This window comes from Pontibacter rufus (assembly GCF_015694705.1).
GTDB classification, from domain to species: domain Bacteria; phylum Bacteroidota; class Bacteroidia; order Cytophagales; family Hymenobacteraceae; genus Pontibacter; species Pontibacter rufus.
Map to the genome: position 1 here is coordinate 114,062 of NZ_JADQDR010000001.1, position 18,362 is coordinate 132,423.

The following is an 18,362-nucleotide window of genomic DNA, read 5'->3' on the forward strand; positions in this document are numbered from 1 at the left end:
GTTGTTTACTGCTGCTTTCAAACAGTTCATACCTTGTTTATGCTACAAGTCAGAAGCTTGTGGTAAAGTATGATAGCAAGTTTCCAACTTGCGTCTGTAGGATTGTGGGTAACGCAAGTTGAAAACTTGCCCCAAGAAAAGCCACAAGTTGAAAACTTGCGGCATGTATAGGCATGTATTATCAAAGTATAATTAAAGTATAAAAGCACGAACCGCTCCGGCCCGTGCTTTTATACTTTAATTATGGTTAAGTATGAGCTTAACCTTTCAGCTACCCTTCTTCTTCTTTTTAACTCGATGCCTCACCACTTTGGCATCACGGTAGAAGATGATTTCCTCGGCAATATTGGTGGTTTGGTCGCCAACGCGTTCCAGCTTTTTAATGAGGTTGTAGAGATGCAGGCCAACTTCTATCTGCTCAGGATGCTCACGCAAATACTTCGCCAGCACTTTGTCGGACTGGCGGTAGATTTTGTTCAGGAGCTTGTCCTGCTTCAGGATGAGGCGCGCTTCGGCCGTATTGGAGCTGAGGAAAACTTTGCGCGTGCTGGAAAACATAAACAGGGCTTTTTCATACATCTCGCTGGTACGTGTTGCGTCCAGCAGTTCCTGCGGAATAGGCTCCTTTAGTTTGGTAACAATGCGGCTGATACCTTCGGCCGTATCGCCGATGCGCTCCAGGTTGTTGTTTATTTTCAGGGAGGCCAGCACCTGGCGCAAATCTACAGCCAGCGGGTTAAAAAGGGCAATAAAGTTTTCGCACTGGCGGTCGATCTTGATGTCGTAGCGGTTTACTTTCCGGCCAAGCTTCATTATTTTCTCCGCCAACACGACATCCTGGTTGAGCAAAGCTTCGCGGCCGCCGGCAAGCTGATATTCTACCAGGTCCCACATTTCCAGGAGCTTGTCCTGCAGCGCTTTCATTTCTACATCTATGTGCGGCATGTTTTTTCTGTATGGCTTTGATGATGAGATTTATACTTGTAAACGGGAATGCATACTTCTATAAGTATAAGCAACAATCAAATTATACTTTAGTTAAATAAAAGGACATAAGTATCAGGAAGTTAGATACAAGATTATCTTCTATTTTAGAATATTATACTTCTTAGCGAAGTGCTTAAAGTATAAAGTTAAGTTTGTCTGATTACTTATAATTCAAAAGTCTTGTGTCTGATGTCCTCATACTTTTGCCTTTTAACGCATCAACCGAAGCGGCCTGTAATGTAGTTTTGTGTACGGGTATCGGACGGGCTGGTGAACAGTGTCCTGGTTTTAGAGAATTCTACCAGCTCCCCGATATAGAAGAAGGCGGTATAATCGCTCACACGGCCCGCCTGCTGCATGTTGTGCGTCACAATCACGATGGTATACTCATGCTTCAGCTCGTAGATTAGCTCCTCTATTTTAGCCGACGAAATAGGGTCCAGCGCCGAGGCGGGTTCGTCCATCAGCAGCACCGACGGCGAAATAGCCAGCGCGCGCGCAATACACAAACGCTGCTGCTGGCCGCCGGAGAGGGCAAGCGCCGATTTATTGAGGTTATCTTTTACCTCCTCCCACAATGCCGCCTGGCGCAGCGATTTTTCGGCTGTTTCTTCCAGCACTGCTTTGTTTTTGATGCCCTGTATTTTCAGGCCATACACCACGTTCTCAAAAATGCTTTTCGGGAAAGGATTGGGTTTCTGAAACACCATGCCTACTTCCTTGCGCAGTTCATCCACACGTATGTTTTTGTCATAGATGTCTTTGCCATCCAGCAGGATATCGCCTTCGGTGCGGAAGCCATCTATAAAGTCGTTCATGCGGTTAAAGGTGCGCAGAAACGTGGATTTGCCACAGCCCGACGGGCCGATGAAAGCGGTTACGGCTTTTTCTTCCATGCCAATGTTGATGCCTTTGAGCGCGTGGAAGTTGCCGTAGTAAGCATTGAGGTCTCTGGCCTGCAGCTTGTAGTTCTTTTTACTCATGGATAGTTTTACCACTTTATTTTTTTCTGCTGCCTGTTGCGCAGGTATACGGCAAGGCCGTTCAGCAGAAACGTAATCAATAACAAGACAATAATGGCCGCTGCCGCGTTGGTCTGAAAGCCTGCCTGCGGACGGGAGGTCCAGTTAAAAATCTGTATAGGCAACACCGTAAATTCATCCAGCGGCGAGGCCGGGGTAAAAGGCACATAAGCCAGCGCACCAATCACAATGAGCGGCGCCGCCTCGCCCACTGCCCGCGACAGCGACAGAATTATACCTGTAAGTATACCTCCGAAAGAAGCAGGCAGCACCTGGTTCCATATGGTTTGCCATTTAGAGGCACCCAGCGCAAAAGAACCGTCGCGGATACTACGCGGCACTGCCTTGATGGCCTCGCGGGTTGTTACAATAATAATGGGCAGGATAAGCAGCGACAACGTACAGGCCCCGGCCAGCAAACTGCCACCCATATGCATCTGGCGCACAAAAATCTCCAGGCCCAGCAAACCATAGATAATGGACGGCACGCCGGCCAGGTTCGCAATATTGATTTCCAGGAAATTGGCCAGCCTGGTTTTCCGGGCATACTCCTCTAGGTATATGCCGGCGCCCACGCCCAGCGGAAAAGCGATAATGGCTGTGAGCACCAGAATCCAGAGTGTGCCGGCCCAGGCGGTAAGGATACCGGTCCGGCGGGCGCGCCGCGAGGGCAGGTTCATAATAAAATCCCAGTCGATACGGGTTAAGCCTTCTTTCAGGATATTGAACAGAAAAATGGCCAGCACCACCAGCCCGATAAAGGTGCAGAAGATGCCAAACACCTGAAAGGCTTTGTCTTTGAGCCTGTTGCTTTCGGAGTTAGTCATATTTTTCCTGGTATTTCTTTTTTATCCAGAAGCTGATGTTGTTCAGCGCAAATGTGAAGATAAAGAGCGTGATGCCGGCGGCGAAAATAGTTTTATACTCCAGCGAACCATGCGGCACATCGCCCAGGCTTACCTGCACAATATAAGTCGTAATCGTTTCGATGGGCACCAGCGGGTTAAGCGTAAGGCGCGGTTGCTGACCGGCGGCAATGGCCACAATCATGGTTTCGCCTACAGCCCTGGAGATAGCCAGTATAACCGATACCATAATACCCGAGGAAGCTGCCGGCACCATTACGCCAAAGGCAGTTTGCAGGCGCGTGGAGCCCATGCCATAAGCAGCCTCGCGCAGCGACTTGGGCACGGCGCTAATCGCATCTTCGCTCAGCGACGAAATCATCGGAATAATCATGATGCCCATCACCATACCTGCAGACAGTGCATTAAATCCGGCCAGTTTAGGTATGAATGATTGCAGAAAAGGCGTTACTACCGTGAGGGCGAAGAAACCATACACCACCGTGGGGATGGTAGCCAGAATTTCCAGCAGGGGTTTTACGGTTTGCTTCAGCCGGGCATGTGCGTATTCATTCAGGTAAATGGCAATGGTTAAGCCAATCGGCAGGGCTACGGCAATAGCAATAGCTGTGGTCAGGAAGGTGCCGGCTACCAGTGGCATAATGCCAAACTTCTTCACGGCAAATAGCGGTGTCCATTGCCTATCCGTCAGGAACTCCACGATGGAAACTTCCCGGAAAAAGCTGACCGACTCCGACAACAACACCCATACAATACCAATGGTAATCAGGATGGTAATGACGGCAGAGAGCCACAGCAAGCCTTCGATAATTTTTTCTGATACGCGCAAAAGAGTTTTATTTTAAACACAAGTATAGCAAACCTATACGATTGCTATACTTGTGCGGTGATTACTTTATGAGCCTGCAAGCCCTGTTTAACTAAAAGACAAATGAAGTATAAAGCACTTCCTTGCAACGACATTATACTTCAGGCTGCTTGCTTTACTCTTGTTTGGCTGTTGTGCTGTCAGGTTCATCGCTTTTCACAAAAGCATCAAACTTCTGCTGCTGTTCTTTATACTTCTCAGCCGGAAGCGGAATGTAGCCTACTTCTTCGCTTAGCGCAGGGGCATTTTCCAGGTAAAAGTTTACGAAATCAACTACTTCCGGCCGTTGCGCCGCTTTGGAGTTTACATAAATAAACAGCGGGCGCGACAGCGGTGCGTAAGAACCATCTTTTACTGTTTCCTGCGAGGGAAGTATGGCACCTTTGCCGTTGCTGTCGTTCTGGTCGTCCACCGGCACAGGCTTCAGTTTGTTCATATTTTCCTCGTAGTACGCAAAGCCGAAGAAACCGAGGGCAAGCGGGTCGGTTGATACGCCCTGCACCAATACGTTGTCGTCTTCAGAGGCGGTATAATCGCCGCGGCTGGAGTGGCTTTTGCCTACAACTGCTTCTGTAAAATAATCGTAAGTACCGGATTCTACGCCCGGGCCATACAGGTGAATTTCCTTGTCGGGCCACTCCGGCCTAATCTGGTTCCATTTCTTGATTTTACCCTGCGCGGCGGGCTCCCATATCTTTTTCAGTTCGGCCAGTGTGATATCCTTTACCCAGTCGTTCTCCGGATTTACAACCACCGTCAGGCCATCGTATGCTACCGGAAGCTGTACATAGCTGATACCGTTTTCCCGGGCCATATTGTCTTCAGCCGGGCTCATGGCGCGGGAGGCATCGGCAATGTCAATATCGCCGCGTGTAAACTTTTGCATACCGCCGCCCGTTCCCGACACGCCGACTGTTACCCTTACGTCCGGCGCCTCCAACCTGTATTCCTCTGCCACGGCTTCTGTAATAGGATAAACCGTAGATGAGCCATCTATCTGTATGCTGCCCGACATATCCGAGCCGCCTTCTCCATTTCGGTTGTCGCCGCAGGCGCCAAGCAGGAGTGTGCTGCCGAGCAAAAGGGTAAGGTTGTATTTTGAATAATTTAACCTGAAGTTTAACATAGGTTCAGAATTAGGATTCCTTTTATGATGATGATCTTAAATGAAAGGCTGCCTTTTATACTTTAAAATACGAAAAGCTGTTGCGGCTGTGTCCCTGGTGCTGCCATAGTGTTGTATTTTGTACAAAGGTGGTGTCGTGCAGCCGCAATTCCGCAGGGGCACTGTTATCTTATTGTTAAGTTTTACAGAGCCAGTTCAAGTTGCAGCCGGACCTGGTAATCATCGTCTGCTGCCGGAAAGGTGCTCATCGTTACATCGCTTTGTACCTTTAAGCTGTGCCCTACAATATACTTAGATAAGCCGAGCGTGTACTGTTTTTCCGGAGCGCGCATAGTTATAGCGGCAGGCTCGTAATTGGTGTAGCGGCCGGCAATTTCCCAGTTGCTTTTAAACAGGTAACCTGCCTGCACGTTAAAGGCATTGCCCGTTACATAAGCCTCTTTTACGCTGCCATCATCGTTGCGGCTCACAACCGGCCCATTCTCTGCTTTACTGGTGGCATACTCGGCCATACCTGAAAACCCGCTGTACTTGAACATGGCATCCACAAATACTGTCTGTAAATCGCGTGGCTCGCTCAGGAATTTGCCCAACTGCCCACGTTCCCGCACAGCGCCATCGTTGTAATCATAAGCGGCAGCAAGCGCCAGCTTCGGCGTAGGTTCCCGGTAAATATCACCGCCGACGTACTCGCCTTCGCCTTCAAACTCACCGAAGGGCAGCACTTCAATGCGGGCTGTATAATCATGGCCACCAGTATTTTCTGCGGTGATATCACGTCCTTCGCCCATCGCAACAGAAGCAATTTCGCGGAAGATGACATTACCGCTTTCATGCTGGTGGTGCAATTGTATGCCCATGTCACGATCCAGGTTAAAGCGGGAATTAAGCAGGCTGCGGTCTACGAACTGCAGTTTTTGAGAGGATAGCAGGGCCTCTCTGTTGCCCGGAAGTTTGGTTTGACCTGCCCAAAGGGACAAGGCCGGCGTTAGCTGCCAGGCAACAAATGCATCCAGAACAATATTGTTGGCAAAATTCTGCTGCTTTATCAAATCACCGCCAATGTCGCGATTGCTCAGGCCCAGCTGAATTTTATAGGTGAGGCGCGGGCTGTAGGCAAAGCCTTCGAACTTCAGGCGGGCCCGGCGCACCTGAAAGCCATCATCCCACTCGTTGCCGTTTTCATCTTTGCTGCTGGCATACAACAACTGAAACCGTGTGCTGAACTTAAGGCTGAAGGAGGAGTCGGCTGCCACAAACTGCAGGCCTTTGCCAAACCTGGAGTGATTAACAGTTTGCGCCCGGGCAGCGCCAAACACTAAGCAGGTAAAGAGCACGAGGCATGCCCTCGTTAATTGCTTTTGCACAATTCTTTTAGTTTAGGTGAGAAATATGTTAAAGTCGTGACACTTTTATACTTCTATGCAGGGGAAGTGCCTTTGTGTTTCAGCTACAGAAGCTTCCCGCCAGCCATTCAGATCCAACAGAGTTCAGCTAGTCAGGCTGCAACTGCTGTTGGTGCCGGGTTGCGCTGCAAAGTACGGGCATGCACATTACCCCGCGGTTACTGCAATGTTAACTAATTGTTAAGATGTTAAGAAATGGTTGGCCGTGATTTGTAATATAACAACCTGATATACAAGTATACTGAAGATTAATTACTGGGGTGAGGAGAGCCCCGGCAGAGCCGGATGGCAGATTTAATGTTATGCTAACAGACCGGTAAAGTATAGGTAACGCAGGGTTAATCTTTTTATAACATGGTGCGCTGATACTTAATGATAGCATAACGATGGGGTAAAAATAGCTTAAAATCAGCGATCTACTTTTGCAGCGAGACTAAACAACAGTAGATCAATGAAATTTCTCTTCACACTTCTCCCTATTATACTTACCACGGCCGTTTCCGTGCTTGCCCAACCAGGTACGCTTAAAGGTAAAATAACCGACAAAAATTCCGGAGAAGGGATTATCGGGGCAGTGGTGTTTATAAGAGGCACATCCAATGGCACTACCACTGATTATGAGGGTAACTATATGCTGCCGCTGGCGCCGGGCACTTATACAGTATCGGTTACTTTCGTTTCTTATAAGTCTTCCGAAAACGCTGGTGTTATCATCACGGGCGGTCAGACCACCACGCTTGATGTGCCGCTGGCAGAAAATACCACCGAGCTACAGGCTGTGGAGATTGTAGGTGCGCGCCACACCAACACAGATTTAGCGCTGATGCAGAGTATGCGTGCAAGCGAGGTGGTGGTAAGCGGCATGGCTGCCGAGCAGATTGCCAAATCCATGGACCGCGACGCGGCCGCTGTGGTGCGCCGCATTCCGGGTGTAACCGTGATGAACGACAAGTACATCGTGATCAGAGGTATGAACCAGCGCTACAACACGGTGCTGCTCAACGACGCGCTTGCGCCCAGCACCGAACCCGATACGAAAGCTTTTTCTTTTGATGTGCTGCCTACGAGCGTGATAGACCGCATCATGATTTATAAAAACGGCTCACCGGAGTTGCCGGGCGAATTTGGCGGCGGCATCATTAAGATATATACCAAGAGTATGGTGGACGAGAACAGCACCTCGGTCAGTTTGTCGGGTTCATACCGGGCAGGCACTACGTTCAGGAATGGCTTTCTTACTTCGCAGGGCGGCAAAACAGACTTTATCGGCTTCGACAACGGCGGCCGTTCGCTGCCAGCCGGTTTTCCTGCCAGGGTAAATGCCAGCAGTACCCCGGACGGGTCGGAGAACCCTGGGCACAAGTTGCCAAACACCTGGGCTCCCGGAAGTATAAGAGCCCTGCCTGACCTGCGCTTTTTGCTGGGCTTGAACCGCCGCTTCGATGTAGGCGGTGTGCGGTTGAGCAACATTTCGGCCGCTTCCTACACCCGTACCACTACCTATACCGAAGGCTCCCGGGATTCTTATGGCGCTTACCGGCCCGAAACAGGTGCCAAACCAGAGTATAAGTTCCAGGATAAAATCTATACGCAAAGTGCCCGCATAGGGCTTGTGCATAACTGGACAGCCCGCCTCAACAATAACAACAAACTGGAATTCCGCAATCTGTTTAACCAGATGGGCAGCAGCGAGGTACTCATGCGCTCCGGGGAGGACTATGAAAATGGGGAAGATGTGAAGAACTATGCTCTGCGTTACGAGAGCCGCACCATTTATACCAGCCAGCTGCAGGGCACCCACGACCTGAATGATGGCAACACCACCCTTACCTGGACAGGTGGTTACGCCTACTCCAACCGCAATGAGCCGGACTACCGCCGTTTCCGGACAACACGCAGTCTCGGTTCTGAAGAGCCCTTTATACTTACTTACAAAAATACGCCGAGCTTAAACGATGCCGGCCGTTATTATGCCAAACTAAATGAAAACAGCTTTACGCTGAATGGCCAGGCCGAGCACCGCTTCAGCACAGCAGATGCTGCGGCTGAAAACACCCCTAAAATCAGGGCGGGTTTTTATGCCGAGTGTAAGAACCGCGACTTCAGTGCCCGCTTCTTTTCTTATCGCCCGGCTAACACCGAGAAGTTCGACAACAGCCTGCTGACGCTCCCTTTTGACCAGGTGTTTGTCCCAGAAAACATTAACGCCACAACCGGCTGGGAGTTGGTGGAAGACTACAATCCGCAAAACAATTACAAAGCATACAATACCTTGCTGGCAGTTTATGTTGGAGGCGTCTTGCCGCTGACACCTAAATTATCGGCATCCGGGGGCTTGCGCGTGGAGCATAATAACCAGGAACTACAGGCAACGAACTTCGATGGCACGGCGCTTAGCCGCTCAAACAGTGTACTAAGCGTGCTGCCGTCTGCCAACTTTACTTACGCGCTTAACAAGCGCAGCATGCTGCGCGCCGGGGCAAGTATAAGTGTGAACCGCCCTGAATTTCGGGAACTGGCGCCCTTCATGTACTATGATTTTGTGAACCTGCTGGAAGTAAGCGGTAACCCTGATCTACAGACGGCCACCATCTTCAACACCGATCTCCGCTACGAGTTTTACCCGAATCCCACAGAAATCCTGTCGCTGGGCGTGTTCTACAAGTACTTCAGCAAGCCTATCGAAACCGTGTTTGAGAATACGAGCGGCGGCAACAGCATTACTTCCGAAAATGCCCAATACGCCACCAGCTATGGCGTGGAGGCAGAAGTTAAAAAATCGCTGCTGAATTTATCGGAATCGAAATTTGTACAGAACCTGTCGCTGGTGTTGAATGCCGCCCTGATAGACAGCCAAGTAAAGCTGAGCGACAGAGACGCCGCCAGCCAGGACCAGAACCGCGTGATGCAGGGGCAATCGCCTTACGTGGTAAATACCGGCGTTTATTACCAGGATGATAATGCGAAGCTACAGTTCAGCTTGCTCTACAACGTGGTGGGGCAGCGCATTTTCGCCGTAGGCAACAACCTGCGCCAGACCGTGTACGAGCTGCCTAAAAACGTGATTGACCTGTCTGTAACCAAAGGCTTCGGGAATTTTGAGCTCAAAGCGGGTGTCCAGGACATCCTGAACCAACAGACTCGCCTGATGCTGGATCTGGACCGCGATGGCAAAATAACCGAAGTAGATAAGTCTTTCCGCAGGTTCCGCCAAGGCCAGTACAGCACCCTCGGCCTGACCTATACATTCTAAATCAGACAAACAACTCAAATTTAAAATCTAAGAAAGTATGAAAAAGCTATTGAATTTAATATTGGTGGCCTTTGTAGTTAGCCTTGTTGCCTGTAACAACGAAGATGACAACAATACGCCGACGCCTGCAGGTACGGCGTTTACCACGTCACAGTCTAATGGAATGACGGTGGTGTCCGGCTCTACAGAAGAAGACTTCACCATGATGGCGGATAAGAAATATCTGCTAAACGGGTTCGTGTCTGTAAAAGACGGCGCCACGCTGACCATAGAACCGGGCACCGTGATCATGGGCGACAAAGACTCTAAAGGGGCCCTGATAATTGAGCGTGGCGGTAAAATTATGGCCAATGGGACTGCTGCCAAGCCCATTGTCTTCACTTCGGCACAACCGGCGGACCAGCGCAGGCCAGGCGACTGGGGCGGCGTGATTATACTTGGCAAAGCGCCCGTAAACCTGGGTGCCAACGCTAAAATTGAAGGCGGGGTAGACCGCGAGTACGGCGGCACCGACGCCAACGACAACTCCGGCTCTCTAAAGTATGTACGCATTGAGTATCCTGGAATTGCATTTCAGCCCGACAACGAGATCAACGGTCTGACTCTGGGCGGTGTTGGCGCCGGTACAACCATCGACTACGTGCAGGTGTCTTACAGCGGCGACGACTCTTACGAATGGTTTGGGGGCACCGTAAACGCCAAACACCTGATTGCCTACAGCACCGTGGACGATATGTTTGACACCGACAACGGCTACTCTGGCAAACTGCAGTTCCTGGTAGGCATCGCTAACCCGGCACTGGCTGACGTATCGGGCTCCAATGGTTTCGAATCTGACAACGATTCCAAAGGAACAGATGCAACGCCGCAGACTTCTGCCGTGTTTTCTAACGTGAGCTTGTTTGGCCCGCGTGCTACTGCTGCCTCAACTTTTAACGAGCAGTTTGGCCGGGGCCTGCATATTCGTCGAAACAGTGCCATCCAGGTATACAATACAGTGGTGGCGGGCTGGCCGACAGGCCTTCTGCTGGATGGTGCCGCTACGCAGGCAAACGCTACTGCCGGTAAGCTTAAAATACAAAACACAGTTATCGCGGGAGCTCCTGCCGGCAAAGAACTAACCGTAGAGAAGGATGGGTCTTATGATGTGGTTACCTGGTTCAACGCATCCGGCAAAGCGAACACCATCGTGGCAGATAACGCTGCCTTGGGCCTGGGCGGAGCATTTTTCTCTGCTAACGAGCCAGACTTTACAACAGCTGCACAACTGCAGGCAGGCGCCAGTTTCACAGGCTTAGACAGCTTTTTTGAGCAGGTAAATTATATCGGCGCTTTCGGCGTAGAAGACTGGACCAACGGCTGGGCCAATTTTACGCCGAACAGCACCACCTACTAAAGCATGAAAAAATTGATTGCACATGTATGGGTGAGACATGCGTTGCAGTCAACAGCGGTACGGCTTAGTCTCCCGTGCTGCACGAAACCCGCCCTGGTGGCGGGTTCTTGTTTTTAGCTTTCTCGCAAAGGCAAAAGGAAAAGCCTTTAAAAAGAAGGGACATGAATGTGTACGTCGCAGGAGCGAAGCAGGAAGAAATCTAGCACAAGTATAACAACCTGCCCTATGCAGCCAATGCCATTGCACCCACCTCTGCCATCTTTTTGTCTGTGCCGCCGGATAGCTTGTTCAGCAAAAATAACCGGAATAAAATTTTGAACATGCCCCTTATCATTAGATGGAATAAAACACATGCCTGATCTGGAGAGCCTTAATATACGGCGAAAGGAGGCAACGAAAGCATGTCTATTCATGATAGCCAAATTTAACACTTTCAGTAAACCGGCCTGTTTAATACCAATATTAAGTCATCTATCTATGCGCATTTAATACTCCATTAATTGGGGAATCTCCACTGTTATCTTCCTACCTTAAAGTCAAATACGCACAAGCGGTTTGCTATTGGTATTATCAAAACCTTAAGGCACTACTGTACCTCCTGGTTTCTACTTTGCTGATTGGGCTTTACTCCCATCAGTGATTTTGTCCTTTATATGGAAGTAGTCAAAGTCTACATAGCCGCTTGACGTTTTAGTAGCATAGTTGAACAGGCCAAAGCGATACCCCATAAAATGTGGCAGGGTGTACTCCATGTGCAGCTGTGAACCTATCTTCTTCCATGTCTTGCCATTAAGGCTATAATAGAAAGTGGCCACATCTCTGCGATCATTAAAATCTCCTTCTGCTTTCAGGTATACCTTTCTTTGATTGAGGGGCACACTTTCCGCTACAACCGGATTACCCGATTCGGCATTAACCATCACAATGGATTTAGCGCCGTTCTCATATTTGACGCCAACCAAGCCATACTTTTGCTGCAGGAGGGCAAGACCAGCAAAATCACCCTCTTTCATGTTCGATACATCGATAGCAGTTGAACCAGCGCTTTCCGGCCCGATTGTTCGCTGGGTTAGCGTGTTTCTGACCTGCAGGAAGTCCTTGTCGACACGGCCGGCTTTCAGTCTCAGATGGCCTTTTCGCTGGGTAACAGACCAAAGCTCATTGACAGGATTGTGGTTCCACTGCCATACCAGCGGCAATGCGGGTTCTCCTTTTTTGCGGGTAAATTCATCAGAGGCCACAATACCCGGAATCAAGCCTTTGCTGGCCGGAAGGTTCAATTTGTCGGGCACTTTTCCATCAATGCCCAACACGGGCCAGCCATCCTCCCATTTCACCGGAACCAGGTAGGGAATACGGCCTACCGCTCCGTAATCGCGGAACAGGTATGCATACCAGTCACCATCCGGTGTATCGATTAGTCCTCCCTGCGCCACCCCTTTATCCTGAAAGGCCACCCTGCCTTCGTAAGGGCCTGTTATCTTATCCGCCCGGTGAACGATAACAGTGCGCATGCCGCCTTTGGGCCAGGCGATGTTAAACAGGTAGTACTTCCCATTCACCTTAAAAAGCTGAGACCCTTCGGCAGGCAACCCTACATTGAGACCGGCAGGTGCGGTTGCGTTTTCTATCAACACCCTTTCCGTTCCAGGCTTTATACCTGAAAGATCGTCCTTCAGTTCTACCATCTTTAGCTGTCCGCCACCCCAGATCATGTATACCTTTCCGTCATCATCAAAAAATAAAGTATGGTCATGCAGGGAAGGCTCAAAGGACTGGGCTTTCCAGGGACCATGTTCTATATCTTTCGTCGTGTAAATGTAGGTCTTCCCGGTAGTCTGGGCGAAGGTGGTTACATAATAGGTGCCGTCGTGAAATCGCAGGCTGCTGGCCCAGGAACCCTTCCCATAGGCATTTTTCCCATTAGCCAAATTCAAAGCGTCCACATCACCCAGGGTATCATACGCATAGTTCACCAACTCCCAGTTAACGAGATCTTCAGACTTCATGATGGGCAACCCAGGGCTCATATGCATGGTGGTACTGCTCATATAGTACGTGTCACCCACACGTATCATGGCCATGTCGGGTACATCGGCATGAATAATAGGGTTTTGTGCACCCTGCCCTTGAGAAGTCAGTGCCGTGAACAGGCAAACAAGGGTAAGAAAAACTGGTTGCAAAAGCTTTTTTATCATTGGGGTTGTTCGCTTTCTTTAAAGTAAGACCGCCGTGAGGAAATATCGTTCTCTTTATTGCAGCCTGAATGTGTTTAATGGTGTCAGGTTATTGATTATTCCATTGGCCCGATGAGTTCTATAAAAGTCCCATCGGGATCCTGTACCAAAACGAAGTGTGTGTTCTGATTTAAAGGTATGGGCGTACTTCCCAGGAAAGGAATTTTCATCTTCTTCAACCTTTCGATTACCGGCTTTAGTGCTTTTACATTAATGGTGATGTACTGCACCCCTGTATCATCCTGGATAAACTTTTGCCTGGGGTGAGAGGCTTTTTTGCCAAAGCTCATAAGCTTCCATTCGTTAGCTTCAGGGCTATTCTCCAGTTTCAGGACTGTTACAGCAGCCGGAGCACCATTCGAAAGACCCGAACGCTTTGAAAAATCGTCTTCGATCGTAAAACTATAAGCCTTCACCATACCAATTCCATTCATATAAAAATCTAACGAACGGTCCATATCAGACACCACCACACCCATGCCGATTAACTTGCTGCTAAAGTTGGATTGCGCATGAGAAGCAAAAGCTATCAACAGTGCTGTAAGCAGGAAAGAATATTTTATTACAGATTTTTTCATGTGAGTTAAATTATAAAAGCTTCAAGGGTATATATAACGAACGAGCTCCATCTTACCTGCCCTTCCCGTTTGTCTGCAGCAGGGCATGAAGTGGCGGACGCAGCAGGCATGAGCTCATGAGAGAGGCTTTCCAGGAGCGAGAATAGCTGATACCACGGGCTGATTTTCGGCGAAACTTCTCAGGTCTTTGTAGTTGGCTGTCATTATCTGCACATCTTGCCACCTGTGGGCTTCAACCCTAAATGCGATCCATTCTGAATGCCTACACCTATTGCCTGAACAGCAACTGGGAAAACAGGTACAAGTCGTTCTTCCACACGTTGAAGTCGTGCCCGCCTGGCTCCACGAAAAAAACATGGTCAACGCCGTTGCTTTCCAGGTAATCGTGTGTGCGTTTACTGAAGCTCATAAGGCGGTCCTCAGTGCCACAGGAAATCCATAGCAACTTTAGTTTCTTTTTTGCTTCTTCCGGGTCAGGGAGCAGTTTCTCCGGCTCCTTGGTATTAGGTGCAGCCGAGAAGCTTCCCACCCAGGCAAATTTATCCAGGTTGCCCAAGCCAAAGTTCAAAGACTGGCCGCCTCCCATGGATAAACCGGCAATGGCACGGCTTTCCCGGTCTTTACGCACCGGAAACTTTTTCTCTACATAAGGAATCAAGTCGTTCAGCAGGTCTTTCTCAAAAGTAGCAAAGGCCTGTACCTTCACGCTGTCAAAAATGTTTCCCGTTGCCCGGTCGTCTTTCATGGCCCGGCCGTTCGGCATGACCACAATCATGGGCTGTACTTTTTTCCGGGCATATAAATTATCCATAATTACCTGGGGCTGCCCGCCATTCAGCCATTCTTTTTCGTCGCCGCCAATACCGTGTAACAGGTACAGCACCGGGTATTTTTTACTTTTAGAAAAACCGGGAGGCGTATATACCAACGCCCGGCGTTTGGTGCCAACCGTTTTGGAGTCGTAGGTGATGGTATCTATTTTACCATGCGCTATATCAGGTTGTATAACGTCAAAGCCCTCGGGGGCTGCTTTTTCGACACCCTGGGCTTTGGCCGCCACATTAATCAGCATAAAGACTGCGAGTAGTGTATATAACTGTTTCATATCTAGTAGTTATTAATCTTTATCAGTGGCCATTGGAAAACAATGGCTTGGCGCGCTGAATTCTGCTTAGCTATATATGTTGCGTTAGTTTTTGAAGAGCAGGGGGGCAAACTCCCTAAGGCTGCGGCGCCAGGTCTGAAACTCGTGTGCGGTACCCTCCGAAACATAAGAAACAGCATTGAAACCGGCCGCTTTGAGGTCCGTAGCGGCTTTTTTCACCCTGTCCGGATTTTCCTTGCTGCCGCTGCTCAGGAAAATAAGCTTCACTTTGGACTTGTCCTTAATTTCCTCCGGCGTATATACGCCTCCGCTCATCAATCCATAATAACTAAAAACGTCGGGCTTGTTAAGCGTGATAGCATGTGTTTCAAATCCACCCATCGAAAGGCCGGCCATGGCACGGTTAGATGGATTGGCCAATGTGCGGAAGTTAGCGTCAATATATGGTATCAGTTCATCTACCAGCACGGTTTGAAAAGGCTCTATTTTGAAACTTCTTAAACCGCCCGGCGCGCCTGGCTTGATATCGTTCGTCATGCCGTAGGTCATCACGATGATGAAAGGCTTTGTCTTGCCTTCGGCAATCAGGTTATCCATGATTAGATTGGCATGGCCCTGGTTACTCCAGGCAGTTTCGTCCTCGCCCCATCCATGCTGCAGATACAATACAGGATACTTGGTTTTTGTGTTTTTCTCGTATCCCGGTGGCGTGTAAACAAAAGCGCGTCGTGAGGTATTGGTGCTTTTGGAAGGGAACAGCGCTTGCTGCACATGACCATGCGGCACATTTTTGAGCGCGTAAAAGTCCTGGTCGTGGGCGGGTATCTCAATGCCGCTCTCCCATCGGGTAGAGCCATAGTAATTCAGGGTGCCGGGGTCATTGAATTTCCCGCCATCTACGGTAAGATGATAGTAATGAAAACCTTCATCCATTGGCCCTGCGGTGGTGCCGGTGAAGAAACCGTCCGCCGATTTAGTAAGAAGCGTCCCTCCTTTCCCACCCAGCCCCAGGCTCACCCTAATGCTGTCGGCTTGTGGCGCTTTTATCCGAAACCTTGCATATCCTTGCGAATTGACCTGCGGAAACTCCTGTCCCGGTTGGTTTAAAACGGAAGGCTTGAAATCCTCCGCTACGACAGGCTGATTCGTTTGCGCTAACGCAATACCACTGGTTAAAACAGCGGCAAACAGGGTTGCTAAACACTTCGTTTTCATTGGCTTATATTGTATGGTGAAAGATTTTGAATTCCATCTGGCAGGCAAGTATCCTCAAAAAAGGATTTGCGCTTCGTTAAGGCCGTATGTCATTGGCAGAGGTTGCATACAACCCAATAAGCGCCCCGGTGAAACCACCTGCCACGTTGGTGGAAAGAATATCACCGGAAACAGTTCCCCCAAGAGTCTTAAAATCCTGATTACCGGTTGCGTAATTGAACCTGTAGTCGTCTCCCTGCGCCACTACCTGTAACTGCACAGGTTTACGGGCATCTATTTTCTCACTGGCTAAAATCTTAGTTTCGCCCTTTTCGGTTCTGGCCAGCACCAGATAGCTGTCCTTTCCTTTTTTGGTGACACCAAACACGTAATTAAACTTCTCGCTCTGGTAACACGCGATACCCGCTAGGTCCTTTTCTGATTTCGGCATATAGTTTAGGGTAACGGTTGCAACAAAGGCATTATGCTGCTGCCGTTGGAACAAAGCCGATATGGGCGCTACCTCTTTGATGCTTTTTGCAAAAGGCGTGATTTGCAGGCCTTTTTTGCCTGTGCTGATGAACTCCTCACGCGGCCCTCTCATGCCAATCCAACGGTAGTCTAAGGTTTTAGCGGTAAAGTCATCGGTGAAGGTGAAGTTGCCGTTCGGGAAGAAACCGTTCTGCCCGGTTTGGTTTTTCACGCCAGCCGGGGTTTTCAGCTTAGGCTTCAGGGGCACCAGTCCGTTTTCAAATACCGGAAACTCCCCACTCCAGTCTACCGGCAGTATGAATGTTTCGCGCCCGGTGTTTACCCGATCCTTTTCGTTGGGACGGATACCTAAAAACACGGCGTAATATTTACCGTCAGGGCCTTCTGTTAAATCCGCATGCCCGGTCCAGTCCATTTTATTGGGCCTGTCCTCTGGGAAATACCGCTGGGTCAGAATCGGGTTGTTATTAGCGGGTATATATGGCCCCATGACGTTGTCACTGACAAAAATTACTTCGCTGTGATTGTCGCCTGTGCCGCCTTCGGCGCACATCAGGTAATAACGCCCGTTTTTCTTATATATGTGCGGGGCTTCAATCCAGATGGGTTTTTGCGAAATATCAGTACCCCCATTCACAATAATTTTATCAGTGCCTGGCACTACTTTGTCGTTTTGAACGTCGTACTCCCAAATCTTGATTACCCGATGCCCTTCGTAAAGTGCTTTACCTTTTGGTGGCGCATCATTATGTACCACATAGGCTTTCCCGTTATCATCGAAAAAAAGCGATGGGTCAATGCCATCAAACTGAAGTTTTATCGGATCGCTCCATCCCTTTGCCGGATCTTTCGTCTTCACCACTATATTACCCATGCCCCCGGAAAACTGGGTGGTTATCATGTAAAAAGTGTCATTATTCTTGTTATACTTAATATCAGGAGCATAAACGCCAGCCGATATACCTGAGTCCTGTACCTTTAGCTGGGAAGGCCTGTCCAGCACGTGCCCGATTTGCTTCCAGTTCACTAAGTCATTGGAATGAAAAATCGGCACTCCCGGAAACATGGCAAAGGAAGAATTTACCAGGTAATAATCATTGCCCTTGCGTGTAATGCTGGGGTCAGGATAACAGCCCTGCAGAATGGGTGTATAAAACTCGCCTGGCTGCAGTGGATTTTCCTTGTATATCCGATCATCGCCCTGATAACTAAACTGAGTAAAAACCGGGGCATCTTTCGACGGCTTTTTAGCCTCTTGCGCCCATGTGTAAGAAGATAGCAACACGGTAACAAGGGCCAGCAATAAATGTCGCTTTTGCAGCAAAGAGAAATTGAAACTGTGTTTTTTCATTATTTGGTTTTGGCTGATACGCTATGGATGCAGTTATTGTAATCAAAGCACAGTGCAGACCCACAAGCTTTTGCAAGAACTATACCTACCAGCGCCCGCGAAGCCTATATGGCTTGATTATGCTTTCGCATTTAGAATGCAGTAACGATATATGCACTTCCCATACCTTCGCTAAGAGGCATCCGTTTCCTCCACGGCTACTCACACAGGCGGCTGGGAGTATTTTACTAAAGCAGGAACTATATACCCCATGAAGCAGTGGTTCTATCTTATCTATAACTGTATGAAGTACACTTTTAAACTTAAATAAAATAATATAGATAGCAAACCATTAACTCTTAAAATTTTACCACTTGTCTCCCTGTGCGCTATGGGTGGCTGGTCTTGCAATGATTTACTGCAGGCATACAGCGCGCTTGGTTACCTGACGCTTTGCCAATATAGAAGCCTACTGTGCAAATAAGCTGTGGCTGCCTATCAA

At 49.1% G+C, this 18,362-nt stretch carries 12 protein-coding genes and 1 pseudogene; 2 read left to right on the forward strand and 11 right to left on the reverse strand.

Going from position 1 to position 18,362, the window contains the following annotated elements; all coding sequences use genetic code 11:
* Positions 1-267: 267 nt before the first annotated feature.
* The 6 genes from phoU to I2I11_RS00565 all read right to left on the reverse strand — a co-directional run bounded on the left by phoU (position 268) and on the right by I2I11_RS00565 (position 6,236).
* Positions 268-945 (reverse strand): phosphate signaling complex protein PhoU, encoded by a 678-nt coding sequence (phoU, locus tag I2I11_RS00540; RefSeq protein WP_196265716.1) that lies wholly within the window; start codon positions 943-945, stop codon positions 268-270.
* A gap of 260 nt (positions 946-1,205) precedes the next feature.
* Positions 1,206-1,970, reverse strand: a complete 765-nt coding sequence (gene pstB, locus I2I11_RS00545; protein ID WP_196265717.1) for a phosphate ABC transporter ATP-binding protein PstB — start codon at positions 1,968-1,970, stop codon at positions 1,206-1,208.
* A gap of 8 nt (positions 1,971-1,978) precedes the next feature.
* Positions 1,979-2,836 carry a phosphate ABC transporter permease PstA gene (pstA, locus tag I2I11_RS00550; protein WP_196265718.1) on the reverse strand — a complete coding sequence of 286 codons (858 nt, stop codon included), beginning with the start codon at positions 2,834-2,836 and terminating at the stop codon, positions 1,979-1,981.
* Positions 2,829-3,704, reverse strand: a complete 876-nt coding sequence (gene pstC / locus I2I11_RS00555; protein ID WP_196265719.1) for a phosphate ABC transporter permease subunit PstC — start codon at positions 3,702-3,704, stop codon at positions 2,829-2,831. The genes pstA and pstC overlap by 8 nt, the downstream gene beginning before the upstream one ends.
* Before the next feature lie 154 nt (positions 3,705-3,858).
* On the reverse strand, positions 3,859-4,869 hold the full coding sequence (locus tag I2I11_RS00560; protein ID WP_196265720.1) for a PstS family phosphate ABC transporter substrate-binding protein: 1,011 nt from the start codon (positions 4,867-4,869) through the stop codon (positions 3,859-3,861).
* Between the two features lie 182 nt (positions 4,870-5,051).
* Positions 5,052-6,236 carry a porin gene (locus tag I2I11_RS00565; protein ID WP_196265721.1) on the reverse strand — a complete coding sequence of 395 codons (1,185 nt, stop codon included), beginning with the start codon at positions 6,234-6,236 and terminating at the stop codon, positions 5,052-5,054.
* Between the two features lie 490 nt (positions 6,237-6,726).
* On the opposite strand from I2I11_RS00565, the gene I2I11_RS00570 reads away from it, so the two are divergent.
* Both I2I11_RS00570 and I2I11_RS00575 read left to right on the forward strand, forming a co-directional pair.
* Positions 6,727-9,528: a TonB-dependent receptor gene (locus I2I11_RS00570; protein ID WP_196265722.1), complete on the forward strand. Its 2,802-nt coding sequence runs from the start codon at positions 6,727-6,729 to the stop codon at positions 9,526-9,528.
* 37 nt (positions 9,529-9,565) lie between these two features.
* Entirely contained in the window at positions 9,566-10,924 is a 1,359-nt protein-coding gene (locus I2I11_RS00575) for a T9SS C-terminal target domain-containing protein (RefSeq protein ID WP_196265723.1), read from the forward strand.
* Between the two features lie 605 nt (positions 10,925-11,529).
* Here the strand turns inward: I2I11_RS00575 and I2I11_RS00580 are convergent.
* The 5 genes and pseudogenes from I2I11_RS00580 to I2I11_RS00600 all read right to left on the reverse strand — a co-directional run bounded on the left by I2I11_RS00580 (position 11,530) and on the right by I2I11_RS00600 (position 17,881).
* The gene (locus I2I11_RS00580) at positions 11,530-13,122 is read right to left on the reverse strand and encodes a glycoside hydrolase family 43 protein (protein ID WP_196265724.1); all 1,593 of its coding nucleotides are present in this window, start codon (positions 13,120-13,122) and stop codon (positions 11,530-11,532) included.
* 95 nt (positions 13,123-13,217) lie between these two features.
* Positions 13,218-13,739 (reverse strand): VOC family protein, encoded by a 522-nt coding sequence (locus I2I11_RS00585; protein WP_196265725.1) that lies wholly within the window; start codon positions 13,737-13,739, stop codon positions 13,218-13,220.
* Positions 13,740-14,013: 274 nt separating this feature from the next.
* Positions 14,014-14,844: pseudogene (locus I2I11_RS00590) on the reverse strand (alpha/beta hydrolase); the annotation flags it as partial.
* A gap of 84 nt (positions 14,845-14,928) precedes the next feature.
* Positions 14,929-16,059, reverse strand: coding sequence for an alpha/beta hydrolase (locus I2I11_RS00595; protein ID WP_196265727.1), 1,131 nt, complete (start codon positions 16,057-16,059; stop codon positions 14,929-14,931).
* A 76-nt stretch (positions 16,060-16,135) separates the two neighbouring features.
* Complete coding sequence (locus I2I11_RS00600; protein WP_196265728.1) at positions 16,136-17,881, reverse strand: glycoside hydrolase family 43 protein; 1,746 nt, start codon at positions 17,879-17,881, stop codon at positions 16,136-16,138.
* Between the last annotated feature and the right edge of the window lie 481 nt (positions 17,882-18,362).

Excerpts from the sequence above, each read along its gene's own strand:
- phoU (WP_196265716.1), bottom strand. The coding sequence starts at position 945 with ATGCCGCACATAGATGTAGAAATGAAAGCGCTGCAGGACAAGCTCCTG.
- pstB (WP_196265717.1), bottom strand. The coding sequence starts at position 1,970 with ATGAGTAAAAAGAACTACAAGCTGCAGGCCAGAGACCTCAATGCTTAC.
- pstA (WP_196265718.1), bottom strand. The coding sequence starts at position 2,836 with ATGACTAACTCCGAAAGCAACAGGCTCAAAGACAAAGCCTTTCAGGTG.
- I2I11_RS00560 (WP_196265720.1), bottom strand. The coding sequence starts at position 4,869 with ATGTTAAACTTCAGGTTAAATTATTCAAAATACAACCTTACCCTTTTG.
- I2I11_RS00570 (WP_196265722.1), top strand. The coding sequence starts at position 6,727 with ATGAAATTTCTCTTCACACTTCTCCCTATTATACTTACCACGGCCGTT.
- I2I11_RS00575 (WP_196265723.1), top strand. The coding sequence starts at position 9,566 with ATGAAAAAGCTATTGAATTTAATATTGGTGGCCTTTGTAGTTAGCCTT.
- I2I11_RS00580 (WP_196265724.1), bottom strand. The coding sequence starts at position 13,122 with ATGATAAAAAAGCTTTTGCAACCAGTTTTTCTTACCCTTGTTTGCCTG.
- I2I11_RS00585 (WP_196265725.1), bottom strand. The coding sequence starts at position 13,739 with ATGAAAAAATCTGTAATAAAATATTCTTTCCTGCTTACAGCACTGTTG.
- I2I11_RS00595 (WP_196265727.1), bottom strand. The coding sequence starts at position 16,059 with ATGAAAACGAAGTGTTTAGCAACCCTGTTTGCCGCTGTTTTAACCAGT.
- I2I11_RS00600 (WP_196265728.1), bottom strand. The coding sequence starts at position 17,881 with ATGAAAAAACACAGTTTCAATTTCTCTTTGCTGCAAAAGCGACATTTA.